The organism is Shewanella salipaludis, assembly GCF_012911865.1.
Classification (GTDB): Bacteria; Pseudomonadota; Gammaproteobacteria; order Enterobacterales; family Shewanellaceae; genus Shewanella; species Shewanella salipaludis.
Map to the genome: position 1 here is coordinate 528,088 of NZ_JAAXYH010000001.1, position 24,681 is coordinate 552,768.

Annotated in this window: 21 protein-coding genes; 10 read left to right on the forward strand and 11 right to left on the reverse strand. The window is 55.6% G+C overall.

All coding sequences use genetic code 11. The annotated features are described in order from the left end of the window. Positions 1-48: 48 nt before the first annotated feature. The 3 genes from HC757_RS02305 to HC757_RS02315 all read right to left on the reverse strand — a co-directional run bounded on the left by HC757_RS02305 (position 49) and on the right by HC757_RS02315 (position 2,710). Positions 49-591 carry a VF530 family DNA-binding protein gene (locus HC757_RS02305; RefSeq protein WP_169562675.1) on the reverse strand — a complete coding sequence of 181 codons (543 nt, stop codon included), beginning with the start codon at positions 589-591 and terminating at the stop codon, positions 49-51. Positions 592-760: 169 nt separating this feature from the next. After that, on the reverse strand, positions 761-1,768 hold the full coding sequence (locus tag HC757_RS02310; RefSeq protein ID WP_169562676.1) for a helix-turn-helix transcriptional regulator: 1,008 nt from the start codon (positions 1,766-1,768) through the stop codon (positions 761-763). Further along, complete coding sequence (locus tag HC757_RS02315; RefSeq protein ID WP_342343028.1) at positions 1,769-2,710, reverse strand: GGDEF domain-containing protein; 942 nt, start codon at positions 2,708-2,710, stop codon at positions 1,769-1,771. It abuts the gene before it with no gap. A 446-nt stretch (positions 2,711-3,156) separates the two neighbouring features. Here HC757_RS02315 and HC757_RS02320 point away from each other — a divergent pair, with 446 nt between their 5' ends. The 3 genes from HC757_RS02320 to HC757_RS02330 all read left to right on the forward strand — a co-directional run bounded on the left by HC757_RS02320 (position 3,157) and on the right by HC757_RS02330 (position 9,897). Further along, complete coding sequence (locus tag HC757_RS02320; RefSeq protein ID WP_169562678.1) at positions 3,157-5,925, forward strand: TonB-dependent receptor; 2,769 nt, start codon at positions 3,157-3,159, stop codon at positions 5,923-5,925. A 118-nt stretch (positions 5,926-6,043) separates the two neighbouring features. Further along, positions 6,044-8,035 carry a phytase gene (locus HC757_RS02325; RefSeq protein WP_169562679.1) on the forward strand — a complete coding sequence of 664 codons (1,992 nt, stop codon included), beginning with the start codon at positions 6,044-6,046 and terminating at the stop codon, positions 8,033-8,035. Between the two features lie 257 nt (positions 8,036-8,292). Further along, positions 8,293-9,897: an ABC-F family ATPase gene (locus tag HC757_RS02330; RefSeq protein ID WP_169562680.1), complete on the forward strand. Its 1,605-nt coding sequence runs from the start codon at positions 8,293-8,295 to the stop codon at positions 9,895-9,897. 234 nt (positions 9,898-10,131) lie between these two features. Here HC757_RS02330 and HC757_RS02335 read toward each other — a convergent pair whose 3' ends face one another. From HC757_RS02335 to HC757_RS02345, 3 genes are all read right to left on the reverse strand, one after another. Further along, entirely contained in the window at positions 10,132-10,890 is a 759-nt protein-coding gene (locus HC757_RS02335; protein WP_169562681.1) for a sulfite exporter TauE/SafE family protein, read from the reverse strand. A 202-nt stretch (positions 10,891-11,092) separates the two neighbouring features. Beyond that, positions 11,093-11,446: a GFA family protein gene (locus HC757_RS02340; protein ID WP_169562682.1), complete on the reverse strand. Its 354-nt coding sequence runs from the start codon at positions 11,444-11,446 to the stop codon at positions 11,093-11,095. Between the two features lie 131 nt (positions 11,447-11,577). After that, positions 11,578-12,309, reverse strand: coding sequence for an SDR family oxidoreductase (locus HC757_RS02345; protein ID WP_169562683.1), 732 nt, complete (start codon positions 12,307-12,309; stop codon positions 11,578-11,580). A 456-nt stretch (positions 12,310-12,765) separates the two neighbouring features. Here HC757_RS02345 and atcJ point away from each other — a divergent pair, with 456 nt between their 5' ends. Genes atcJ through HC757_RS02370 form a run of 5 tightly spaced genes read left to right on the forward strand, consistent with a single transcriptional unit; the run spans position 12,766 to position 16,213 of the window. Then, on the forward strand, positions 12,766-13,050 hold the full coding sequence (atcJ, locus tag HC757_RS02350) for a cold adaptation protein ActJcold adaptation protein ActJ (RefSeq protein ID WP_169562684.1): 285 nt from the start codon (positions 12,766-12,768) through the stop codon (positions 13,048-13,050). A gap of 13 nt (positions 13,051-13,063) precedes the next feature. Next, positions 13,064-13,594 carry a cold adaptation protein AtcA gene (gene atcA, locus HC757_RS02355; protein ID WP_169562685.1) on the forward strand — a complete coding sequence of 177 codons (531 nt, stop codon included), beginning with the start codon at positions 13,064-13,066 and terminating at the stop codon, positions 13,592-13,594. Next, the gene (gene atcB / locus HC757_RS02360) at positions 13,591-14,349 is read left to right on the forward strand and encodes a cold adaptation protein AtcB (protein ID WP_211164252.1); all 759 of its coding nucleotides are present in this window, start codon (positions 13,591-13,593) and stop codon (positions 14,347-14,349) included. Before atcA ends, atcB begins: the two co-directional genes overlap by 4 nt. 11 nt (positions 14,350-14,360) lie before the next feature. Then, positions 14,361-15,254 carry a cold adaptation protein AtcC gene (gene atcC / locus HC757_RS02365; RefSeq protein WP_169562687.1) on the forward strand — a complete coding sequence of 298 codons (894 nt, stop codon included), beginning with the start codon at positions 14,361-14,363 and terminating at the stop codon, positions 15,252-15,254. Between the two features lie 17 nt (positions 15,255-15,271). After that, positions 15,272-16,213, forward strand: coding sequence for a hypothetical protein (locus HC757_RS02370; protein WP_169562688.1), 942 nt, complete (start codon positions 15,272-15,274; stop codon positions 16,211-16,213). A 94-nt stretch (positions 16,214-16,307) separates the two neighbouring features. Here HC757_RS02370 and HC757_RS02375 read toward each other — a convergent pair whose 3' ends face one another. Together HC757_RS02375 and HC757_RS02380 are read right to left on the reverse strand one after the other, a co-directional pair. Further along, entirely contained in the window at positions 16,308-16,679 is a 372-nt protein-coding gene (locus tag HC757_RS02375; RefSeq protein WP_211164231.1) for a Rossmann-fold NAD(P)-binding domain-containing protein, read from the reverse strand. Positions 16,680-16,830: 151 nt separating this feature from the next. Beyond that, positions 16,831-17,193, reverse strand: coding sequence for a hypothetical protein (locus HC757_RS02380; RefSeq protein ID WP_169562690.1), 363 nt, complete (start codon positions 17,191-17,193; stop codon positions 16,831-16,833). 87 nt (positions 17,194-17,280) lie between these two features. Between HC757_RS02380 and HC757_RS02385 the strand changes: the two genes are divergently transcribed. Further along, positions 17,281-19,974, forward strand: a complete 2,694-nt coding sequence (locus HC757_RS02385; protein WP_169562691.1) for an acetate--CoA ligase family protein — start codon at positions 17,281-17,283, stop codon at positions 19,972-19,974. Between the two features lie 116 nt (positions 19,975-20,090). On the opposite strand, the gene HC757_RS02390 is transcribed toward HC757_RS02385, so the two are convergent. The 3 genes from HC757_RS02390 to dmeF all read right to left on the reverse strand — a co-directional run bounded on the left by HC757_RS02390 (position 20,091) and on the right by dmeF (position 23,528). Next, positions 20,091-21,716 (reverse strand): phosphoethanolamine transferase, encoded by a 1,626-nt coding sequence (locus HC757_RS02390; protein ID WP_169562816.1) that lies wholly within the window; start codon positions 21,714-21,716, stop codon positions 20,091-20,093. A 373-nt stretch (positions 21,717-22,089) separates the two neighbouring features. Beyond that, positions 22,090-22,506, reverse strand: a complete 417-nt coding sequence (locus HC757_RS02395; protein ID WP_169562692.1) for a MarR family winged helix-turn-helix transcriptional regulator — start codon at positions 22,504-22,506, stop codon at positions 22,090-22,092. Continuing rightward, positions 22,503-23,528 carry a CDF family Co(II)/Ni(II) efflux transporter DmeF gene (dmeF, locus tag HC757_RS02400; protein WP_169562693.1) on the reverse strand — a complete coding sequence of 342 codons (1,026 nt, stop codon included), beginning with the start codon at positions 23,526-23,528 and terminating at the stop codon, positions 22,503-22,505. The genes HC757_RS02395 and dmeF overlap by 4 nt, the downstream gene beginning before the upstream one ends. Positions 23,529-23,917: 389 nt before the next feature. Here dmeF and eco point away from each other — a divergent pair, with 389 nt between their 5' ends. After that, positions 23,918-24,526, forward strand: a complete 609-nt coding sequence (gene eco, locus HC757_RS02405; RefSeq protein ID WP_425313942.1) for a serine protease inhibitor ecotin — start codon at positions 23,918-23,920, stop codon at positions 24,524-24,526. Positions 24,527-24,681: the final 155 nt, after the last annotated feature.

Sequence of the window (24,681 nt, forward strand, 5' to 3'; positions counted from 1 at the left end):
ATGCAATTTAGTGCATTTATATTCACATTTCGAGTTAATGAGCTGAGATCAAGCGCCGCCCTTGGTTCCCCAGGGATCCAGGGGGTCGGTCGAAGGCTTGCGCCCCTCGGTTCCGGGACGGCTGCCGGGAGCCCTGGAATGAGCCGCTGCCTGATGACCGCCGCGCTTGTTGAATCCAGAGTCACCCCTGTTTGACTTATTGGCGCCTGACTTATTGAAGCCGGAAAGCGCTTCATAGTCGGCACTGGCCTTGGCCTGCATCTGGGCGATGGACTCCAGGGTCAACACCATGGGATTGCGGGGGACTATGCCGGCAGCGAAGCCGCGCTCCCTGGGTTTCAGCTCATACTGGGCGGCACTGGCCTTGGGCATGCGCTTGAAACGATAGAGGTAGAAGTTCTCCAGCTTCTCCCGCGCCCACTCCGTCTTCTTCAGGAACTTGAGGCTGCTCTCGAGCGTCGGGTTAGTGTTGAAGCATTCCAGCTTCAGCGCCGCATATAAAATCTTCCAGCCATAGAAATCGACCAACTCTGAGAGCAGCAGCTCGAGTTTCAGGCCATGTAATGGGTTGTTCTGTTGCATTTCTATCATGGACATTCCAAATTCAGCCGCTTGGCCGAGCTTATTGTATGGGTATTGTATGAGCAGTGTGTGGCTATAGTACCGGATTGGCGTGCCCCATAGGCTAAACATGAGGGGCCGAAGGCATGATAACGGTAAACCGCCGAAACGCCTCGGATTAAATGCAGCATGTCCTTGGCTAAGCCAGCCAATGATGGAAATAGGCGGGTAACTGCCCTGTCCAGCGTTTGAATGAGCGCCGGAAATTGCTCGCATCGCTAAAGGATAAGGCACTGGCAATGCTATGTGCATCCTGCCGCTCTGTGGCGAGATAATATAAGGCTCTGATTAAACGTGTTTCGTCGGCGAGCTGGCCGAAACTCAGCTGCATTTCCCCGAGGCGGCGCTTCAGGGTCGCGGGGCTCATCTCCAGCTTAGCCGCCATCTGCGGCAGACTCAGATTGTCGCGCATGAGATGGATACGTATACCGCTTGCCAACCCGCGTCTCGCATCGCTCGCCAGCAAAGCATAGCGGGGGGACTGCAACAGCCCTGGTTCCCGAAATGCAGCCAGCAGTGGCTGCTGCATGAAGGTTTTGGCCATAGACACACGACATAAGGGCGCATCGAAACTGATTTCAGTGCCGAAATATTTATAATACTGGGCCAAATTTGCCGGTGCGCCGTAGGGGAAACTCAGGCGACCTTGCCAGCTCTGGCCCATCAATTGTTTACAACTGGCGACGAGGGACGACAGGCTTAGCTCGATGAAAAACTGCTGCCGCTGATGACACCCCAGATCCAGGCTGAGCAAAAAATGCGTTTCGCTGTCACCTTGCCAGCGCCAGCATTGCAGCCAGGGTTGGGTCAGCCAATGATATTTATACCAGAAGAGGCCGAGGGCATTGAGATCCCTGGCGTAAAAAAGCCCTGTTGTCAGGGCACCACTCTGTGAAGGCAGCCACATCTGCCCCAGCAAGAAGCTTAAATCACCGCTCGTCCACATGGACAGTGCATTATCCACCAGCCTCAGCAGTTGTTTGGGGCTGACAAAGTGTCCCGGCTTGCGAATATCCGGGCTAAAAATGCCCGTTCCCCGCAGCAGCTTGTGGCAATCGAACCCCCGTTGTTTAAACAGGCCGACCAGGCTCACCACCAGCAACTGACTGTCGACACACTTATCTTGCCAGGTTGCTAATCTTTTCATCTATAGCCGCTCTTGCTGCGAACCTTCCTGCAGACAGCCCCTGCCGCGCATGGTTTTTTGTTGTGACATTTTTTCATTCAAGCTAAGCAGCAGCCCCAGCGCTTCCGTCTTCAACGGATACTCGGTCGCGATCTCCCTTGGCGGTGGCAACACCCAAGCGACGGAGGCGTGGCACCCCAGAGTGCGGATCCCTTGTCGCAACTGCTCCGCCATGGTGCTCACCAGCGGCGCTATGGCACCGTTGAGCAAGATCACGAAGCTATCTCCCGCGTAGCGGCACACAAGATCTTGGCTTCGCAACTGACTGCTCAGCCACTGCGCCACCTCGGACAACAGACGATCCCCCTCCTCCATGCCCTGACGCTGATTCACTTGATGAAAATGATCTATGTCGAGCATCAGCAATCCCAGCGGCCGATGACTGGCCAGTTGCCGGGTCAGATGCAGTTCAAACGTCTTGGCATCATTGAGCAAGGTTAAACCATCGGTCAGATGATGCTGGCGATAGAACTGCTCGCGGGTCCTGAGCTGGCGATTGACGACCTCCTGCTCGTCGCGCCACAGCCACAGGCCGCAAGTCAGGATGACTAAGCCTATGGGCGTCGGCATTTTTTCAAACCAGTTATAGATGGGCACGGCTTTCACCACAAACATCTCGTCGAGCAAGTCCAAGAAGCAACCCAGGCAATAGCAGGCCAGCCCCAGTACCAGGAGATTGGTCACCCGTCCCCGGGGACGGGCCGATAGTATGACCATCAGCCAGCACATGCCGAGTACGAACAAGGCGCCTTCGGTGGCAATGTCAAGCCAATCCACCTGTGCCAGTGCTTTCGTCGGGGCTGCTTGCCATAGCAAGAGGGGCACGACAAAGATGATCAATAGACTCACGCCATACACCCCAAGCAACTTCAGTTGCTTGGCCGAATAATCCTGATGTGTCACTGCCGTACGGCTCCTTAGAGGCATCGCGATAGACGTCCCTGCATGAATGTCGGAACCGAACGCTAGCGGATAAAGATGACAATTTAGTGACATCGGGCGTTAACCATGACGGCGGCAAATTAGCTCAGCCAACAGGCATTTTTTCGCTTGTCTACCCTTAGCCAGCGGCTGGAAGCGTCGGCGGCAGATATCGCCCAGGGCCAAACCTGAGAAATGAGGAGACATGAAGCGCAATAGCCGCTGCGGCATCCAGCCCAATGGCTTACCTGTTGACACAGGCCAATCTCCTCGGGAAGGCAGCGTCATTTCGGCTCAGCCTCTACCTGAACCGCCCAGGCTTGCGCAATTTCAGCGGGGTTGGCAGTCGCAAAAAAACTCACGTCACAAATCTGACATTTACTCGCTATACCTTTGCCGCAACTTGATTCTTACCAGAGGAACTGAACATGGATTTTCGCACGCCGCTGTCGGCTATGACACTCGCTCTGATGGCCGCAGGTCTCAGCGCCAATGCCTTGGCTGTTGGCAAACTCGAAGGCAATGTCCGCGACCAGAATACCCGGCAGCCCTTACCCGGTGCCAGCGTCACCATTAAAGAGCTCAACCTGAGCCAACAGGTGGGACGCGACGGACGCTTCTTCTTTGTTGGCCTTAATGATGGCGAATACACTTTGCAGGTCAGTTATTTAGGCGCTGCTCCCTCGCAGCAGAGTATCAGGGTTGATGATGATCGCACCACCCAGGTGGAATTGGTGCTGGCCCCAAGAGGGGTCGAACACATAAGGGTTGTCGGTCAGCAAGGAGCCTTAAGCCAGTCCATGAACCGCCAACGGGGCGCGGACAATCTGCTCAGCGTGGTCAGTGCCGATGTGCTGGGCAATTTCCCCGACAGTAACATCAGCGAATCACTGCAGCGGGTGCCGGGTCTGTCGATAGAGCGCGATCAGGGCGAAGGCCGTTTCGTACGGGTGCGTGGCATGGCGCCCGACTACAACTCAGTGTCCATGAATGGCGTGCGTTTGCCCTCTCCCGAGAGTGATCGTCGCGCCGTCGCCTTGGACGTGGTGCCATCGGACTTGTTGCAATCGGTCGAAGTGAGCAAGACCTTGACGCCGGATATGGACGCAGATGCCCTGGGCGGTGCCATTGAAGTCAAGAGTCTGTCGGCGTTTGACCGGGATGATACTTATCTCAATCTCAGTGCCGAGGTGAGCCAGGACACCCTGACAAACAACACCAATCCTAAGTTGGCCGTCAGTTACAGCGATATCTTCGCCGAAAACCTGGGCATTGCCCTAGGTGTCAGCTGGTATGACAGAGACTTTGGTTCAGATAACGTCGAGACAGGTGGCAAATGGACCTTCGTCGATACCCTTGACAAGGATAAGCTTGGCTATGGCGATGCCGCGCTTTCATCCATAGATCAGCGGGCTTACCAAATCAACCGCGAACGCTTGGGCATAGGCATTAATTTCGACTATCACCCGAGTGATGACACAGATTTATACCTGCGCAGCTTATACAGCGAATTTGATGATACCGAAACCCGCAACAGCGCCAAAACCAAGTGGAAGTCGCCGCAGCAGGCAGAGGTATTAAGCAAAGGCAAGACCACACGTTCGCTTAAATCCCGCCGCGAGAACCAGAACATAACCTCTATTGTCGCGGGCGGCGAATCACGCTTCGCGCTATGGACCCTGGACTATCAGGCCAGCCATAGCACCGCCAGCGCCGAGAAGCCGCGCAACCTCGCCGGAGCCGACTTCGTTGCCAAGCTGGACGACACCGGCTTTCGCGATAGCCACAAACCCAAGGTTATAGCCCCGGCAAGCTACTATCGGGTAGATGCCTTCGAGCTCGATGAAATTGAAATTGCCACTGCGCAAGCCAAAGATACCCTCAACAGTGTCCAATTCGATCTCAGCCGCCAACTCAGCTTGGGCGCTTATCCCGTCGCGGTGAAAACCGGCGCAAAAGTCAGCCGTCGTGATAAGTCCAATCGTGCCGATGTGTGGATTTACGGCGATCTTAGGGATCAGGGCGTAACTGATGAGGCGCTTTCACTCGGCCAATACAGTGGCGGCGATGTCGATTACAGCCTCGAACGCTTCGGTCCTGGCATAGAGGCTGCTCCCCTGTGGGACGTGATCGAAAGCCTGGATGCCGATGTCAACAGAGATGCCATCGAATCCAGCATCAATGACTTCGATATCAGGGAAAAGGTGAATGCGGCGTATCTCATGGGACACATAGACATAGATAAGATGCGTATTCTCACCGGGCTGAGATTCGAACAAAATGAGTGGGATTCCAGGGGACATGGCTTCGATGGCATCAGTGGCGAGTTTGCCGATGTCGACAACCAGAGTGATGAAAACCATTGGCTGCCGGCGCTGCACCTCACCTATCGTCACTCGGACACTACCGTGCTGCGCGCCGCCTGGACCAATACGCTGGTGCGACCAACATTCGGCCAGCTCGCACCTGGCTATCTGAAAGAGGAAGGTGACGGCGACATAGACTTGAGCTTCGGTAATCCCCATCTGGCGTCACTGGAATCGATGAACCTGGATCTCAGCCTCGAGCACTACTTCGGCAATATCGGCCTGCTCTCCGCTGGGTTGTTTTACAAAGACATAGATAATTTCATCTACCAAGCGGACTTGGCCGGTCGCGGCGATTATGTCGATGCCCACAGCGCCGTGACCTTCGTCAATGGCGATAGCGCCCACATCTATGGGGTCGAGTTGAGTTATGTGCAGGAGTTCAGCTTCTTACCCGAGCCCTTGAACGCCTTGGTGCTCAATTCTAACCTCACCTATACGGATTCGGCGGCCAGCATCAGCTGGAATGATGGCGACCTAGTGCTCAAGCGTGATATTCCAATGCCGAGCCAGTCCGACATTACCGCCAATCTGTCACTGGGATACGAGGACAGCTACGCCAGTGTCTGGTTGTCGGCGGCCTATAAATCTGAATATTTACAAGAAGTCACAGAACTCAATGACGAGCGTCATGACCTGTATACGGATACGCATTTGCAATGGGACTTGGTGGCCAAGGCGCACCTGACCACTCGCCTGAGCTTGTACTTCAAGGGGGTAAATCTCACAGATGAGCCCTATTACAGTTACACGGGTAACCCAGACTACAACGCCCAGTATGAAACCTATGGCCGCACTTTCCAGCTGGGGATCCAATATGTCAATTATTAATCCCGCTGATAATGGGTGCGCCAAATACAGTGTCACGGTTCGGGAACCGAAATCAGCCGTGGCTCATGTGAAAGCCCCATTGTTCGAGACAGCCAAAATCCAAACGAAGAATAGCCTCATGAAAAATAACAGTAAGAGAGCAAGAGTCACCAGAGTCGCAGCCATCTCGGTCCTATGGCTGCTCAGTGCCGGGCTAGGGGCCGCCGAGCAGCAAGTCGTCGCCATCGACGCTCATAAGGGCAGCCAGGCACAGGCGTTAACCCGGCCCCAAGAGGCCGACGCGGCAAGTCACGGCGGCGCCGATAATAAGATGCCTGCCCGCTGGTTACTCGCCAGCGAGCGCCTGGGGTTAGTGCTGCAAGCCATACCTGAATCAGGTTCTTCCCTGCCTGGAGCCAGGGTGCTGGTCGAAGGCGAGTTCTCCTTGCTCGCCTTCGCGGCGCCTTACGCCTTGACTTTGGATAAACAAGCGGATCGCATCCGCCCAATTTACCTTAGAGATCAAGACGGCACTGTGACCAGCAATCTATTGCCCCTGTTGCCTATGCTGGCCTTCGAGATCAATTGGATCTGCATCCAACCCCGGCGCCAGGATGGTTACTTTTATGCCTGGTTCGGCAGTGAAACGGGCCAGAGTGAACAATGGTTGCTGGGGGATGCCACACACTTGTCACCACGCCTCATGCGCCGCCAGGCGATCCCGGTCGACAGCAGCGACTGTGCCATAGACGGCGACAATCTCTATGTCAGTGAGCCTAATGCGGGCGTGTGGCAATACGATGCCAGCCCTTTTGCCAACAACGGGGCGAAACTTGTGCTGCCGGCCATAGACAATCGCATTACCGGCCTGGCTGTCGTCAATGGCGAGCTCATCACCAGCGACAAACAAGCCAATATTGGCCGACTCGAAGCACGGCGCAGCCTCAACACCTCACTGCAGGCCGGCAAGGCCGAGCATCTGAGCATCTCAGTATCCGGGGCTAAACACGGCGAGCATACGCTTGGCTTGATGGTGTTCGACGATAAGAGCGATCGATACCTGTTCCGTCGGCAAGGCATGCCAGAGTCGGACGTCAAACCACGCGACACCATCACAGAAATTCCCGCCTGGGTTGAGAGTGCTCCTGCCGACAGGCCGGGCGATACCATGGACGACCCCGCCATTTGGGTACATCCAAGCGTGCCGGAGAAGAGCCTGATCTTGGGTACCAATAAACAGTGGGGCTTGCTGAGTTTTAATATGCAAGGCAAGCAAATGCAGGCACTGGCTTCCGGGCGGATCAACAACATCGACCTGCGGCAACAGGTCCGCCTCGGCGGCAAGCTGAGGGATATAGCCGTTGCCACCCAAAGGGAGCGCAACAGCCTGGCCTTCTATGAAATCGACGCCCTTGGCGACAGCGCGGGTAAGATCAGCGAATTTCCGAACCAGGCGACCGACTTGGTCGATATCTACGGCCTGTGTTTATATCGAGGCGCCGATGCCTTATACGTGTTCGCCAATGAGAAATCCGGTCGCATCGCCCAATATCGTGTCGGTTGGCAAGACCAGGCGCCGAACATCACCCTGGTGCGAAACATCTCCGCCCCGAGCCAAGTGGAGGGCTGCGTCGTCGATGAATCTCAACGTGCCCTCTTCATAGGTGAGGAAGACAAAGGCATTTGGCGTTTCGATGCCGAGGCGACTGGCAGCGCGCGAGGCGAGCTAGTCATCAAGGCAGGAGGGGACTTGGTCCCGGATGTCGAAGGGATCTCGCTCTATCCCGGGGCGCGAATCAAAGGTCAGGCGCAAGACTTGCTGGTGGTCTCGAGTCAAGGCAACAACAGTTACCTGCTGTACCAAAGTACGCCGCCCTACACACAGGTTGGACGCTTCCGTATCGGGATTAACCCCCATGGCCTGAGCCCGGATGCGGGCAACAACGGCATAGATGGCAGCGCCGAAACCGACGGCCTCGCCGTCACCCATTTACCCGTCGGCTCGGGTCCATGGCAACAAGGCATGTTGGTAGTACAAGACGGTTATAATTACATGCCGGATGCAAATCAATCGTTTAAGTGGTTACCTTGGAGCAGTATCGGTGAGCAGCTGTCACTGAATGACAAATAACCACAGATGCAATACCGCAGGCGGCGGCCCTCAAGGGTCGCCGCCTGCGCTCTCATACCTACGCTCTCATATAAGCCCTCATCGGAAGGAAATTCAGGCCTGCTCTCGCATCTTAAACGCTTAATCTGTATACTCCGCGACTTTATTCTTGCCACTGAAGCCCGGACGCGAGTTTCGTCTTCAGCGAAAGAAGCGCATGTTTCATTTTGAGGCTTGTTTGTCACCATCCCAGTTAGTCAATATCCAGGAAAGCTCCCTTGATCTCTACCGCGAACATCACAATGCAATTCGGCCCAGAGCCGCTGTTTGAAAACATTTCGGCGAAATTCGGCAACGGCAACCGCTACGGTTTGATCGGCGCCAACGGTTGCGGCAAGTCGACCTTCATGAAGATCCTCAGCGGCGTCCTGGCGCCGACCTCGGGCAACGTGTCCATCACCCCTGGGCTGAAAGTCGGCACCCTGAGCCAGGATCAGTTCGCCTTCGAACAGTACAGCGTGATCGATGCGGTGATCATGGGCGATGTGGCCCTGTGGAAAGTCAAACAGGAACGGGATGCCATCTATGCCAAGCCCGACATGACGGAAGCCGACGGCATGCGGGTCGGCGATCTCGAAAGCGAATTTGCCGAGATGGACGGCTACAGCGCCGAGAGCCGCGCCGGTGAAATCTTGCTGGAAGCCGGCATAGAAGAGTCCTTCCACTACGGCCCCATGTCACAGGTGGCCCCCGGCTGGAAACTGCGGGTGCTGCTGGCCCAGGCGCTGTTTGCCAATCCGGATATACTGCTGCTGGACGAGCCCACCAACAACCTGGACATACACACCATAAGTTGGCTGGAAACCGAGCTCAACAAGCGTAAATGCACCATGATCATCATCTCCCATGACAGGCATTTCCTCAACGCCGTCTGTACCCACATGGCCGACATAGATTACGGCGAGCTGCGCATCTACCCGGGCAACTACGAATACTTCCTGGCGCAATCCGCCCTGCTGCGTGAGCAGCTGCTGGCAGGAAACGCCAAGAAGAGCGCCGAAATCGAAGAGCTGCAGGACTTCGTCAACCGCTTCGGTGCCAATGCCTCCAAGGCCAAGCAGGCCAGCTCCCGCGCCAAGAAGATGGACAAGATCAAGCTCGATGAAGTGAAATCTTCCAGCCGCATCACCCCCTCTATCCGTTTCGACGCCGGCAAGAAGATGCATCGCCAGGCGCTGATCCTCGAAGATCTGGCCCATGGCTTCGATGGCGAACGCCTGTTCGAGGGCGGCGAGCTGATCCTGGAAGCCGGTGCCAAGCTGGCGATCATAGGCGAGAACGGCGTGGGCAAGACCACACTGCTGCGCTGCCTGGTCAATGAGCTGGAACATAACGCCGGCGTCATCAAGTGGTCGGAAAATGCCTCCATCGGCTACTGCCCCCAGGACAGCAGCGCGGATTTTGACAATGATCTCACCCTGATGGATTGGATGAGCCAGTGGCGCCTGCCCAAGCATAACGATTTGATGGTCCGCGCCATGCTGGGACGCCTGCTGTTTACCGAGGACGACGCCAACAAGAAGGCCCGCAACTGCTCGGGTGGTGAGAAGAACCGTCTGTTGTTCGGCAAGCTGATGATGCAAGACATCAACGTGCTCATCATGGATGAACCCACCAACCACATGGACATGGAAGCCATAGAAGCGCTCAACAATGCCTTGAAAGTATTTGAAGGCACGCTGATCTTCGTCAGCCATGACCGCGAGTTTGTCTCCTCCCTGGCGACCCGTATCATAGACATCAAAGATAAGCAGTTGATCAACTTCCAGGGCACATTCGATGAATATCTTTCAAGCCAGATGGAAGCCCAGAGAGTCGCTTAAGCTGCCTGAAGCAAATGCCTGAAGCGAACATCGGCAGTCACAGATAGCGGCAGTAACGGCTGGTAACAGCTGATAACTAGAAACACTACCCGGCCCCGCGGCATTCCGAAGCGAGCCCCTACAGGAGCGCTTGGCAGGAACGGCAACGGGGCCGCATTTTTATGCGCAATCCCCCATTGACTGTGTGCTTGCCGGGATGCGGCATGGACTAATGACAACAGCTTGAATTCAGGTTTACCACTGGCCGATGGCTTGCCAAATTAATCGAATGGCAAGCAGGGTCAGCACCACACTGAATGCGGTGTGAAAATGCTTGTCTGCAAGGCGTTTAAGCATTTTAAAGCCAATCCAAGTGCCTAACGCGCCACTCAATATCATGCAAACAAGCACCGGCCACCAATCATCCAGCGATACGCCCATTCCCTCGAACACCACAATCTTAACCCCGTGTTGCAACGACATTGCCATCGCAAAGGTGGCCACGGTGCGAAATCTATCGACCTCCAACTGCTTCATAAATGCCGCCACTAAAGGGCCGGTAGCGCCTGCAAATAACGAAATAAAGGTGGTCATTGCGCCGGCCATGAATGTACCTAAAGTGCCCAGCACCATTTTAGGTAGTTTCGGCCCCCAGCAGGAATACAAGATAAAGGCTGCGATGGTGAGATACATGACCGAGGGCGGCAGCGCGACCAACACAAAACTGCCTAGCAAGGCGCCGATAATCGCCCCGGGTAAAAACGCCCCTATGACTCGCCACTGAATATGTTGCCAGCCAAGCAGTACGCGTCCCCCGTTAGAGCCTAATTGCACCACGCCATGCAGTGGAATAATCAGTTGCGGCGGCAACACTTGCGCCATGACGCCGAGTAACATCACGCCACCACCAATGCCGAAACAAGCAGTAAAGAAAGACGTAAAAGCCGCCGTGACGGTTAATAGTGCAAAAATATCGGCAGGGACAGCATCAAACTGTAACCAGGATGAGGGCATAGTATGGTTTCAACGAGTAAGGTAAGGATTCAGATTATAAAAAAAGCCCTTCTACTTTAATACAGGCCTGAATGCAGATAATAAGTGCAACGCTCATCTGCTCCAACCCCTTCGGCCGCTTCGATGGCGATGAGTGTACTCCTCTGGCAACGGTGTTTAACTCAGTACTTGGGTCTTAAAGCCTTGTGCCTGTCCTTTTTCCTTACAACTCATTCCTGCCATCAAAATACATAATGTCCAGCTCCCGTGGTGCAACATTGGCAACGCAGCCTAAATTGACTCTGTATTTACCGGGCTCGTAGATGGTGTCATGAAACGGGGAAATGCCACATGTTTTGCAAAAGTAATGGTTTACGTCATGATCTCCCCAGTGGTAAAGGGCAAGATTGTCTTTGCCACTGAGCAAGTTGAACTCAGCTGGCTCATAATATCTTCTGGACATGATGGCATTTTTTCGGATGCAAATAGAGCAGTTACACTGTAATGCCTCCGTTATGACTTCGCTTTCAAATTCAAATTGCACCGCCTCGCAGTGACAACTTCCTTTATATTTCATTTTCAGTCCTCGTAGAGCAAACTAAAACCACTGTATATAAAAACAGTTAAAAAATAAAGCCTGGATTTGAGTCATGCCTAACCTATTGCAGATCCCGAGCTGTGCCTGGCTCTTGCACCATTTGCCATGAACTATTTGCCACCGGCCAAATCGATAAAAGCGCCCGTGACATAAGAGGCTTCATCCGATAATAGCCAGACAATGGCATGCGCTACTTCATCCGGAGTACCGCCACGTTGCAAAGGGATCTGAGGTGCCAAACGCGCGACTCTATTGGGTTCGCCGCCATCGGCATGCATTGACGTATAAATAAAACCCGGCCTTACAGAGTTAACCCGAATGCCTTTGGGTGCCAGCTCCAATGAAAGACCTCTGGTCAACGAATCCATTGCGCCTTTCGATGCAGCATAATCTATATACTCAAATGGAGCGCCACTCCGAGAAGCCGCGGATGAGACATTGACGATGGAACCTGTGGATTCGGCTCGCCTGATATACTCCCGAGAACAGAGGAAGCAGCTTGTGACATTAGACATCATGACCTCATTGAATCGTGCGACATCTATGTCGGCGAGAGTCGTTTGTGGAAACAGAATCCCAGCGTTATTGACTAAATGAGTCACAGGGCCAAAGGCTCTTTCAGTCGCATCAAATAAAGCGATGACGTCACTCTCATTCGAAACATCTGCTTGAAACGAAAAGGCTTTACCGCCTGACGCTGTTATTTCATCGACTATGGCTGCCGCACTTTGGGCGTTTGAACGATAGTTGACACAAACCCGGTAGCCTTTAGCAGCCAATAACTTTGATGTAGCGGCGCCAATGCCTCGACCAGCGCCAGTGACGATCACAACCTTACCCATACATATGTTCCTTATAGCTCATCCACGACCTGAGCCATTCTTGTTCTTGTTGCTTGCCATTTCATCAGAGCCAAACCACCTTTCCCATCAAGATGATATTCGCATATTTAGTCTCTTGGCGAAATCTAAGTCTGCTGGGCACACCAGAAGAGGCACAGTTGTGCCAATGGCCGCCGGCTTACACTTGCATTGGCATTAGCACCTGTCCTTAACTCGGCCCGAAAATTATTGCCTTAACAGGGGGAAGTCGCGCTTCTTTGTTTGCCGCTTCGGGGCGATTTCTGCTATGATCCGCGGCTGTGATCTCTTGGCTTGCTAATCATAATCCTTTGACTATGCGCCTTTTACACTGCTCCTGTTGTTTTGAGTTTGGATCGACGCACTTTTATCTCGCAACCTTTTAATTACACAATCAGTTATCTCAAGATCATTGAGTCATCGCCCGCAGGTATCAATATGATTAACCACTTTAGTGTGTTGGGGGTTAAGCCCAGCGCCAAAGAAGACGACATTAAAAAAGCCTACAAACGTTTGTCGAACAAGTATCATCCGGACAAGTTGCTCGGCGCGTCTGAAGACGAGAAACAACGCGCCGGGGCTGAACTGCAAAGGGTCAAGAAAGCCTACGAAGTGCTGTCGGACGCCAAGCTGAGAAACGCCTTCATCAAAGATTTTAACAATGTAATTGTGACAGATCCTGCAGCCGCCATGCGCGAGCTGTGGGACCAATATTATTCCTGAGTATCCGAGCACCATGGCCCAACAACTGAATATCTCACGCATTAATGAGCTTAAAGATAATGCCTATGACAACATAATGTCATATGACGACCCAGACACGCCCCAGGCCTTGAGCCAGTTTACCGGCCAGATCCGCGGGGTGCTGCTGGCCGATCCTAAGATGCTGGCATCCGTGCCCGAATACCTGCCGGTGGCGCTGTTCGAGCGGGTCAAGTTTCCAAGCGATGCCAAACGCAAGTGGGCCGACTGGCTGAGCCGCGGCGTGCAACCCGAATGGGATGAGTTCAAGGTGAGCATCGCCTTCAACAATGCCGATCTGCCGCTGGTGTTGGCGGTGCGCGCCTACTCCGAAGCCTTGCTGGTCGAGAGCTGCGCCGTGCTCTATCTGCTGGAGACCCAGGGCAAGCAGGCGCCTGTGGCCCAAGTTGAAGAGGATGACTCAGACTTGGGGGCGGATTACGGCTCGGGTTATGGGGATGATGACGAGGAAGACAGTGATGAAGAAGGTTATTATGATCGATACGATGACGAGGAAAACTACTGATGAATAGTCTCATTGAAGTTACTGTCGCCGAGCTGAAAGATCTTGCCGACGTCGAGCCCAAGCAGGCCAGCAAGAAATTTGAGCTGATCGCCAATGCCATGTCCGACGCGCAATTGGTCGAAGTGATAGAGCATATGGATATCGTCACCCTGACGCAGATAAACAGTCACCACGATATCTCCCACCCTTCCATCATGTCCGAGCTGATGAGCCCGGAGCAGATCCGCGATATCGTTTGTCAGCAGCCCTTGTACTGGGAGGAGAAGATCAAGAGCAATGCCGAAGAGCTGATCCAGCATACCTTCGACTTCCTGACCTATCTTATCCGCATCCAGGAAAGCGAAGAGAAGCAGGCCGCCATCCTCGAATGCATAGCCGACGATCCCGCAGGCCTCTTCTATCTGTCCATCCCCTTCATCGAGCTGGTGTTGTCGCCGAACGAGGACGAGGGCGATGTGGTCCGCGATACCTATGATGACGAAGAAGACGGTGACACAGTCGGCTACACGGATTGGCAGCCGAGCGAAGATGCCCACAGCCTCAGCATAGACGATCCCCGCAGCCTGCTGGCCTTGATCCGCGAACTCACCCCCGAGGTCGAGAAGGCCATCAAGAGCCTGCTGCGCAACGAAAGCTCTGGCTGGGAGGCCATCATAGGCAAGTTCGTCAACGAGTTGGTCATCCAGGCGAAAGAGAAGAACCAGGTCACAGACGAGTACGCCGAAGTCGATGACATGTTCAGCTTTCTGGAATAAGGGAACCCTTAATGCAACTGGTACTACGAGATGTGAATCAGGGTCCCTACCTGAGCAAGGTCCTGGCCTATGGCCTGGAAGAAGCCGGGATGGACTCGGAGCAGCTCCAGCAGATCAAGGCCAAGGCCGTGCTGATGAGCCTGAAACTGGCGGACAAGTTCTACAACAAATACAAGATGCACCTGCTGGAGCAAGCCTCCCAGGATGTGATAGGCGTGGTGAGCCTGGGGCTGATGGAATTGTCCCACCGGGACTTGCCGCGGGCGCTGGCCCTGCTGCAGACGAGCGATGGCATAGTCAGGTCGTTTCAAAAGGGCTGGAGCCTGCTCAGCAGCGTCAGCCGACACAAGCAAGGCGGCAAGTCGATTTACGGCGACGTCGACAAGGGCTTGCTGGAGCAGGTCTCCTGTCCACCGGATGCCGACGAGTGGCAAGGCTGGCATGCCTACCAGACGGCGCTGGCGGAGCATAACAGGCAGGAGTCCATCGCCGTGTTGCTCAAGCAGTTCTACGCCGCCTCGAGTTACGATCCGCTGGATTGTCTGAGCCTCGAAGGTGTGCTGGCCGAGGCCGTGCTGTACCGCATCCTCTTTGGCAATGCCAAGGTCAGGCAGGACATGAAGAAGCGCCTGGGACAGATAAGTCTCGACGAGGCCTGGTTCGATGTCGACTTCATTGCGGCCCAAACCCAGGCGACGCTGGCGGAATTACCCGCCCCCTTGGCCGAGACCATAGCCCAGGACCTGGGGAAAAACTTCGACCGGGCGCTGCTGCGCACCCTGCAGTTCGCCAAAAGCTACCGCGAATTGTTGCTGCAAAACGCCACTCCTGAGCGCCTGGAGCGTTTCGAGCACAAGGAAGGCCTGCTCGGTCTGCTCGGCTGGCCGCTCTACCTGGTTATGTGAGCCGACTGTGACAGCCTATGTTAAGCACAACTGAGTTCCCACTGCCATCCTTCGCCGAGGTTGCCATAGTCGGCAATGCCGCCGGCGATTGGCAGCCGGCCGAGACAGGGGTGACCTTCGTATTCAACGGCACCCGGGCCCAAGGCGACGCTTTGACGCCAGACGGCAGGGTGATCAACATAGCCAATGGCCCCTACGCCGGGGTCGCTGCTGCCTTCGAGGTGCAAGGCTCCCGCCACAGGGAGGCGCTGATCGCCGGCCTGACCGCTACGGCGCAGACGCTGGAAAAGGAACTCGGTTGCTGGCCCTCGTCCGGGCTCACCACCCTGGTGCTGATGGCCCGGACTGCGACCCGGCTCAGGGTGAGCCGCATGTCGCTGTTGCCCAGCCTGGCACGTCCGCCCGGGATGCGCGCCGAACAGCACTTGCCCTGCATGGTCCATAACTGGCTGGGTGAGCGGCGTATCGCCTTGGCATTGGCCGCCGATTTGAGCCCGCAGCAACTGGATTGGCCCGAGCTGTATCTGGCGTCCCCTGTTTCTGCCCAAACGCTTTCTACTCAAGCTCTTTCTACCCAAGCACTTGCTAATCAGGGGCGTTCTACCCAGGCGTTCGAGCCTGGCTTCTATGCCGGTCTGACAAGCGATCCCTTCCCCGTGTTGCAGGCATTGGCCAAAGACAAGGGCGACGGCGCAGCCGAGCCGGCTCAAGGTAGGCTCAGCACCCTGGACCTTCTGGCAAACAGCGGCATAGATCTCTGGCTGCAGCATGCCGACGACGCCAAGCTGCGCGCCGCCGAGGCCTTGTTCTTCAACCAAACCCCCGAGCTTTGTCCCTCAGTCTGGTATCTGGTGGATAACCAGGCGAGTCTGCGGCTGGACGCCATACGTCAGCGCCTCGCCTATTGCCAACAGCGACGCCTGTTGGCCGCCCGCAACCAAAATAGCGAGAGGAAGTAGAAGATGAAAAATAGCGAGAGAGGAGTCGCGGGTGAAGAATTGAAAGTAGTAGGAAATAGTGGCGAGTCTGCGCAGACTAAGCCAGGCAAGCGCCTCAGAAACGAAAATTGATGTCTATGCCGACGTACCTGCCGCCGGATTCGTGCTTGACCACAGGGGTCAACCAATAGCCGTCGGTCACATAGGCTCCCAACGCCGCTCCCAGGGTATGGGCGGCGGCATCGATCAAGGCTTCCTGTGCGCTGTTGCTGCCTTGGTTATATTCATAGTATTGCGACAAGACACCGGCAGCCGTGCTCAGGGAAAACCCGACCCAGGCCCTGTCCTGCTCAGGCCAGTATTTATCCGACACCCACACCAAGGTACCGGCCACCACGGCCCCACCCGCCGCATGGCATAACTCGCTGTTGAAACTGTTATTGGCCATCGCCTGGCCGGAAATACAGCTCAAAAAAATCAATGGCATAAAGCGCTTCATTTCGCCTCCCCGAATGGACCATATCGCCTGTCCATCATCAAGATGTCATGCTAGCCATGGTTTCAGTGTAGCCGCTCCGAAAGCGGGTGTCTTTCGGCCGGGCGGCCTATTCAGCTGGCGATAACAAGCGCCATTGGCCTTAGGGCCTGGATCCACTGGCTTGCATCAGCCGGGGCGGACTGATGGCCTCGAGTCGATAGGCGGCACAACTGCCCTGCTCCAGGAGGCTGAAGCTCAATCTGTATTGGTGGTTTTCGAGCGCCTGCCAGTGGGGCGCAGCCTTGAGCACAGCCTCGTGGCTGAGGCGCAGGAGATCCGGCAAGTCAGTCCCGGCGCCGTAGAGGCGAAACAGATAGCCTGAGTCGCTTATCTCCAGCAGTTTGCCCACATAGCTTTGCTGTCGATAATGGCAGGCATGGGCAAGCGGCGGCGCGCAGCCCGCCAAGCACATCAGCAAGGGCGCAGACAGGAGACAGGTGCCGAAAAATTTTAATGCCTTCATAGGCTAAACCTCGATAGAATCAAACCAGGCATTGGCGTTAAGAGTATAGTGCAGAGCAAAGGCATAGAACTCCGGGATGAAATAGCTATGAGTCAACGTACCCTACACAGTCTGTTCAAACCCTCCTCGGTTGCCGTCATAGGCGCCTCCAACGGCGCCAAACGTGCCGGCAATGTGCTGATGAAGAACCTGCTCTCCAGCGGTTTTTCCGGACCCATCATGCCTGTGACCCCGAAATACACGGCCGTGATGGGGGTGCTGGCCTACCCGAGTATCCAAGCCCTGCCGATAAAGCCGGATCTTGCCATCATCTGCACCCGTGGCAGCCGGGTGCCGGCCCTGGTCGAAACCCTGGCCCAGTTCGGTTGTAAGGTGGCCATCATCATGGCCTCGGGCATGGCCCAGGAAGTCGACGATGCGGGCGTCAGCCTGCTCGCACTGGCACAGCAACATGCCAAACGCTACGGCATGCGTCTGCTGGGACCCAACAGCCTGGGGATGATACTGCCGCCGCTGGGACTCAATGCCAGCCTGGCCCATGCGAGTGCCCTGCCGGGCAAGATAGCCTTCGTGTCCCAGTCTGCCGCGGTTTGTACCACAGTGCTGGACTGGGCCAACAACAAGGGCATAGGCTTCTCGGCCTTCATCTCCCTGGGGGACGCCACAGACATAGATTTCGACGAGTTGCTGGACTATCTCGGCCGCGACGGCCAGACCCGCGCCATCATGCTCTACATAGATTCGATCAATGAGAAACGCCATTTCCTCTCGGCGGCGCGGGCGGCGTCACGCAACAAGCCCATCTTCGTCATCAAATCCGGCCGCAGCCTGGAGGGCACACGCGCCGCCAAGCTGCATACCGGCGGCATAGGCGGCAACGATGCCGTCTACGAGGCGGCGTTCCGGCGCGCCGGCATGCTGAGGGTGCAAGATCTCATCGAGCTGTTCGCCGCGGTCGAGAGCCTGGCCCATTCCAACCCGCTTCAGGGGGAACGCCTGGGGATCATCAGCAACGGCGGCGGCCCGGCCGTGCTGGCCGTGGATGAACTCATGCTGCGCGGTGGCAAGCTGGCCCAGTTGTCGCCCGCCACCCTAGCGGCGCTGGATAGCGTATTGCCGGCGACTTGGTCGGGACAGAATCCGGTCGACATCATAGGCGATGCCGACACGGCGCGTTACGCCAAGGCGCTGGAGATCATGATGGACAGCGAAGATCTGGACGCCATCCTGGTGATGCATTCTCCCTCGGCATTGGGCGAGAGTGAGGCCATAGCGGATGCGGTGATCGCCACTGTGCTGCGCCATCCCAAACGTCACAGACTCAACATACTCACCAACTGGAGCGGTGAAGATTCGGCCTACCGAGCCAGAAAAGCCTTCAACAGGGCCGGAGTGCCGACCTACAGGACCCCGGAGGGCGCGGTCGGCGCCTTCATGCACATGGTGGAATACCGCCGCAACCAGAAGTTGCTGCAGGAAGTGCCGCAATCCATTCCGGACAATATCCCCACAGATATGCATACCGCCCGAGGCCTGCTGCAACAGGCACAGCTCAAGGGCAAGGCCGGGCTGGAGACCCATGAGGCCAGCCCTGTGCTGGCGGCCTATGGCCTGAATACCGTCCCCAGTTGGTATGCGGCGACAGCCGACGAAGCCGTGGCCATCGCCCGCGAGGCGGGATACCCAGTGGCGCTGAAGATCCAGTCACCGGACATAGCCCATAAGTCGGATGTGCATGGGGTGATGCTCAACCTCATCAATGACGAGGATGTGCGCCATGCGGCCGCCGCCATGCGCCACAGGGTGCTGGCGATTCACCCGGATGCCGTCATAGATGGCCTGATAGTGCAGAAGATGGCATTGACCGCCGGGGCCCAGGAAATCCGGGTGGCGGTGATCAACGATCCCGTGTTCGGTCCCGCCATTTGCCTGGGCGAAGGCGGCTCCGAATGGGATCCCACCACGGACGCCGCCGTGGCCTTGCCGCCGCTGAACATGGCGCTGGCGCGCTACATGGTGATCCAGGCGCTCAAGACCCACAAGCTCAAGGACAGGCATCTGCCGCTGGGGCTGGACATGCATGCCCTGTGCGTGATGCTGACCCAGATCTCCCACCTGGTGATCGACTGCCCGGAGATCGCCAGCCTGGATCTCAACCCCGTGCTCGCCGCCGCCGACAAGATCACCCTGCTCGACGTCAGTCTGGGGTTGCATCCCAAGGATGCAGAACAGGGCTCACGCCTGGCCATCTTGCCCTATCCCAAGGAGTTGGAGGAAATTGCCAGCCTCAAGAATGGCCTCGAGGTGATGCTCAGGCCGATACTGCCCGAGGATGAACCCAAGCACTTGGCGTTCGACAATTCCCTGTCCGATGAAGACAGGTATAAACGCTACTTCGGGGTGCGTTCGCGCATGACCCATGAGGAGATGGCGGTGCTGACCCAGATAGATTACGCCAGGGAGATGGCCTTCATCGCCACCGCCAAGGGCGCCGACGGCGAAGATATCACCCTCGGGGCGGTGCGGGCCTCGATAGACCCGGACAATACCGAGGCGGAATTCGCCATGGCGGTGCGCGGTGATCATCAGGGGCTGGGGTTGGGCAAGCTGCTGCTGGAGAAACTGATCCGCTATTACCGGGCCAATGACACTCAGGTGCTCAGCGGTTTCACCCTGTTCGAGAACCGCAACATGGCCAGCCTGGCCAAGGGGCTGGGCTTCGAGGTCGCCTTCGACATGGAGGAGCGGCTGATCAAGATGCACCTGGCGCTCAAGCCCTGAAGGGCCCAAATCGCTGAGCCGCTAAACCGCCGGTATCCAAAACACACAGTACCCCAAAGTAACAAGGCCCAACAGCGTAAGACGTTGGGCCTTGTTAGCAGTATCAGCACCGGGATTTAGTTGCGGCAGCCGGCGAACATATCCAGCCCGGCATCGTAGGCCTGGGTCTGCACATTCATCAGCCCCAGGAGACTGCTGAACAGGTTGTCATGGGAGAAACCGCCCTGTTTGGCATGCTCGGCCACACAGCTGAGACTCAGGTTGTTGTCACTGGCAAAATCGGGCGACAGCCATGCCAGCATGGGCACCTGGGTTTGTTCCTTGGGAGCCATGGCATAAGGCGCACCGTGCAGGTACATGCCCTTCTCTCCCAGTGACTCGCCGTGATCCGACACGTACAACATGCCGGTATCGAAACGCGACTGCTGGGCGGCCAACTTCTTCACCACCTGGCTGAGAATATAGTCGGTATAGCGCAGGCTATTGTCATAGGTGTTGACCAGTTGCTCATTGGTGCAATTCTGAATGTCACTGCGTTGGCAATCCGGTTCGAAATACCTGTGGTCATCCGGATAGCGCAGATAATAAGTGGGCCCATGGCTGCCGATCAGATGCAGCACTATCACCCTGTCTTCCCGGCTATCCAGCGCCAGCTCATCATCGAGCTTGTCGAGCAGCACCTGATCTAAGCAGTAATCGCCGCTGCACTGCTTGGGATCGCTGCTGAGATCTATCTGCACAAAGTCGACTCTGTCGCACACGCCCTTGCAGCCGCTGTCGTTATCCAGCCAATTCACCGTGAGTTTGGCATGACGTAGCACATCCAATACCGAGTCCTGGGCCCTGGCGCGGCGCGGCTCATACTGCTCCCGGGTCATCTGGGAAAACATGCACGGCAGCGACACGGCTGTGGCAGTCCCACAGGAAGCGACATCGGCGAAACTTATCAGCCCAAGATCTTGGGTATGGGCGTTGGTCGGCCTGTCATAACCATAATATTGATAGTTCATCGCCCTGGCCGTTTCGCCGACCACCAGCACCAGCAGGTTGGGCTTGCCATTGGCATTGACGCTGGTGTTTTTGGCATCCAGCCCCAGCTGTTTATAGACCAAAGGTTTCTGTAAGTAGTGGATGTTGATGTATTTCGCCGCCGAGCCTACGAAATAAGTGGGGATGACGTAGTGCTTGATTTCATCGTTGTTACGGCCGAAGGCCACAAAATTCTGGAAGAAGAAGAAGGCGATCCCGCCGATGATGGTCAGCAATATGGCCATGAAGCCGAGCTTGTGGCCCAGCTCTTTCCACATCGGCTTATATTCTATGTCCAGCCGATAGATGAGGTAGGCCGGCAACAGCCCGGTCAAGATGAAATTGACCGTCGAGGCCCAGTTGATATAGGTAAAAGCCTCTGCCTTGTTGGTCTGCAGAGTATTTTCTATCATGCCCGTGTCGAACACCACGCCGTACTTAAGGGCGGCGAAGAACACGCTGGACGACAACAGGGTCAGCAGTATGAAAAAAGGCTTAAGCACAAACTTGACGCTGAAGAGCGAGAAGATGATCCCCAGAGCGCAGATGAGAAATAAGGGAAAGGAAGCAATGAATCCGAGATTCACCTCCCCTTGGTTCTCCATGCCTTGTTTAACGATTTCAAACAGGGGTATGTTGAATACGCAAACATAAAACAGGGTGATAAGCAGGGTAAATTGATTGGCGGAGAGACGTTTAAATTTAGATAACAGCAAAATATTCACTCGAAATAATTGATCATCACCAGACACGGTTTGCCTGCATTATCAAGGGCGCAATGGTAGCAAATTGCCACCGGCCGCTAAAATGTGCCACTCGTTTCTTAATGTAATATTAATTGGCTATAAAAAAGCGGCCGACTCGACTGAATCTGACCGCTTTTTGTCTCCCCAACCTATAGGGAAATTCGGGCTCGGCATGAACGGCTCAGGACTGCAAACTGACTCATCCCGGCATAGGAGTAGGCAAGTGGCTTGCGATTAAGTTCCCCTGGGCGAATACCTGGGCGAATATTTTTTCCGGCGGCTTAATGGCATAGCTTGCCTCACCCGGTTTCCTTCCCCCAAGGGCGTTAGGCTTGGACAGCTAAAACTCGCTATTGATGCGCTCTAACAGGCGCAACAAGCACCGGCGTTCCTCGGTCGACAGCCCGACCGTGATGTCCTGAGTCAGTTGCAGATGCAAGGCATCGTGTTCGGCGTAGAGCCTGAGCCCCTGGGCCGTGGGCTCCACCAGTATGGAGCGGCGATCGCTGGCGTGGGGGCGACGGAGGATCAAACCGGCCTGTACCATCTTATCGACCTGGACGGTCAGGGTGCCCGTGGTGACCCCCAATTTGTCCGCCAGCTCCTTCATCCGCATGGCGCCGTTGGCACCCAAAATCTCCACTATATGCACCTGGGTCAGGCTATACCCCTTGTCACGCACTATGGCGTGCTCCCAGGAGGAGAGTTTCTCGTAGAACTCTATCATGGCATGGTTGAGCTTATGCTCGGTCGTCATGCCTTGTTCCCCTGGACTGCATGGCAGGCGGCTTCCTGACAGGTATTGATCTCCAGCGTCAGGTGAGAGATGCGATCGAACCTGGCCAGCCTGGCCTTGAAATACTCTATGTCTCTGGGCTGATGGGCGACGATGGAGATCATCGCGGCGAAGTGATCCGCGCTGACGCGCCAGATATGGATATCCGCCACCTGATGATCGGCCACCTCTTCTATCGTGTTGATCATCTGCTGCCGATACTGCTCATCTATGCTGGCATCGAGCAAGGTGGGGCTGGTCTGGCGAATGAGTCCCCAGGCCCAGCGGCCTATGATGAGGGCACCGACTATCCCCATCACAGGGTCGAGCCAATTGAGTCCCAGATATTTACCCAGCAGCAAGGCGGCAATCGCCAGCACAGAGGTCAAGGCATCTGCAAGCACATGGAAATAGGCGGCGCGCAGGTTATGATCCTGATGATGTCCATGGCTATGGGCATGGGTCTGGTCATGCTGGTGTGAATGCCCGTGGCCGTGACTATCCGAGTGGTCATGTCCATGATCGTGTCCATGATCGTGAGAGTGGTGATCTTTGAGCAGAAACACACTCAACACATTGACAGTCAAGCCTATGATGGCGACCAGTATGGCCTGGTCGAATTGGATCTGGGTGGGATTGACCAAGCGCACGCAGGATTCTATCGCCATCACCAGCGCCACCAATCCGAGGGCGATGGCACTGGTATAACCGCCCAGGACACTGACCTTACCTGTGCCGAAGGCAAACTCGGGATTGTCGGCATGTTTCTTGGCATAACTGTAGGTAAACAAAGTGATCATGAAGGCGGCTGCATGGGTCCCCATGTGCCAACCATCGGCCAGCAAGGCCATGGAGCCATACAGGGTCCCTGCGGTAATTTCCGCCAACATGGTGATCAGGGTGAGATAAAGCACGTAGCGGGTATTGCGTTCACCCTTGAGATTAATGGTGGAAAAATTGTGTTGGTGTTGCCATTTCTTGACTGAATGGGGATTCGCTTTCATCTAAGGCTCAATAGGCTGGATATCCGATGTATTTATTTTGCCATCCAAATAGTTTGGATGCCAAACTAATTTCACGCTATCGCAAGCTGACTGCGCCTCAGGCAGGTATCCGCAGGATCTGCTCTCATCATCTACCCCTGCGATTGCCATGGGACCCGGGCATAGGCCTGGAGATAGGTGTAGGCATGGGCATAGGCATAGGCCCGATGTTTACAGTTAACATCCAAGCGGTTGACATTATTTTCTATTCGGTTAACCCTTTTTCCTTTAGGCTGAGTTTATAGGCAGCATCCGTTTCAATCAGATCCCCTCCCCTTTATATGAAACAAAGAATGGAGCTACCCATGAAGCAAAGAATGAAACAAAAAATGGAGCAAAGCATGAAGAAAATGATGTCCTGGAACCTAGGCTCACCCACTCCCCTATTTAAGCGCCGATCCGGAACCAAGTCCTTGTTGGCCGCCACCTGCGCTGTGATCGCCTTGAGCACATTGCAGATCCATGCCGCCCAGGCATCCGAAATCCATGCCTCAGACATCCGCATCGAGCGTTTCACTCCGGACGATTACCAGGCATTGGAGACAACCAAGATGTTCCCGCCACCGACTGCCGGGATGGTGCAATATATATTGACCATGCCGCCGCTCACCGCCGAGCGGAAGGATGGGACTCGGGAGGAACAGGACCTTCAACTGCAAGTGCAGATTGGCCAGACACAGATGGTCGATTGCAACAAACACGGCCTGACAGGTGAGCTCAAGGAGCATACCCTCTCCGGCTGGGGTTACAGCTATTACAGGCTCGATGCGCTAGGGGCCGGGATCAGCACCCAGATGGCCTGCTTCGACCAGGCCAAAAAGCAGGCCTTCGTGCGGATCCCTGGGGAGTTGCGACTCGGGTACGACAGCCGCATGCCTAAGGTCTTTTATTTACCCGAAGGCGCCGAAATACGTTTCCGCCTCTGGCAGGCAGAGCCCGACTTCAGCTACAGCAAATAGTCTTACGACCTGAGTATAAGACTCACTCAATCGCGAACGCCGGCGCACACCAATTTTATCGTGCCACGTCTTGCACACTTATATTTGCCGCTTTGGCTTAGTCACCCAAGATGGCGAGACGGCACAGACCATGCTCGCCGCCACTCCTTCCCCGG

Coding starts and splice junctions, on each gene's coding strand:
- HC757_RS02305 (WP_169562675.1), bottom strand. CDS start 591: ATGATAGAAATGCAACAGAACAACCCATTACATGGCCTGAAACTCGAG.
- dmeF (WP_169562693.1), bottom strand. CDS start 23,528: ATGAAAGCGAATCCCCATTCAGTCAAGAAATGGCAACACCAACACAAT.
- eco (WP_425313942.1), top strand. CDS start 23,918: ATGATGTCCTGGAACCTAGGCTCACCCACTCCCCTATTTAAGCGCCGA.
- HC757_RS02310 (WP_169562676.1), bottom strand. CDS start 1,768: ATGAAAAGATTAGCAACCTGGCAAGATAAGTGTGTCGACAGTCAGTTG.
- HC757_RS02345 (WP_169562683.1), bottom strand. CDS start 12,309: ATGGGTAAGGTTGTGATCGTCACTGGCGCTGGTCGAGGCATTGGCGCC.
- HC757_RS02320 (WP_169562678.1), top strand. CDS start 3,157: ATGGATTTTCGCACGCCGCTGTCGGCTATGACACTCGCTCTGATGGCC.
- HC757_RS02395 (WP_169562692.1), bottom strand. CDS start 22,506: ATGACGACCGAGCATAAGCTCAACCATGCCATGATAGAGTTCTACGAG.
- HC757_RS02380 (WP_169562690.1), bottom strand. CDS start 17,193: ATGAAGGCATTAAAATTTTTCGGCACCTGTCTCCTGTCTGCGCCCTTG.
- HC757_RS02325 (WP_169562679.1), top strand. CDS start 6,044: ATGAAAAATAACAGTAAGAGAGCAAGAGTCACCAGAGTCGCAGCCATC.
- HC757_RS02375 (WP_211164231.1), bottom strand. CDS start 16,679: ATGCCATTGATTTTTTTGAGCTGTATTTCCGGCCAGGCGATGGCCAAT.
- HC757_RS02385 (WP_169562691.1), top strand. CDS start 17,281: ATGAGTCAACGTACCCTACACAGTCTGTTCAAACCCTCCTCGGTTGCC.
- HC757_RS02340 (WP_169562682.1), bottom strand. CDS start 11,446: ATGAAATATAAAGGAAGTTGTCACTGCGAGGCGGTGCAATTTGAATTT.
- HC757_RS02370 (WP_169562688.1), top strand. CDS start 15,272: ATGTTAAGCACAACTGAGTTCCCACTGCCATCCTTCGCCGAGGTTGCC.
- atcJ (WP_169562684.1), top strand. CDS start 12,766: ATGATTAACCACTTTAGTGTGTTGGGGGTTAAGCCCAGCGCCAAAGAA.
- atcA (WP_169562685.1), top strand. CDS start 13,064: ATGGCCCAACAACTGAATATCTCACGCATTAATGAGCTTAAAGATAAT.
- atcC (WP_169562687.1), top strand. CDS start 14,361: ATGCAACTGGTACTACGAGATGTGAATCAGGGTCCCTACCTGAGCAAG.
- HC757_RS02335 (WP_169562681.1), bottom strand. CDS start 10,890: ATGCCCTCATCCTGGTTACAGTTTGATGCTGTCCCTGCCGATATTTTT.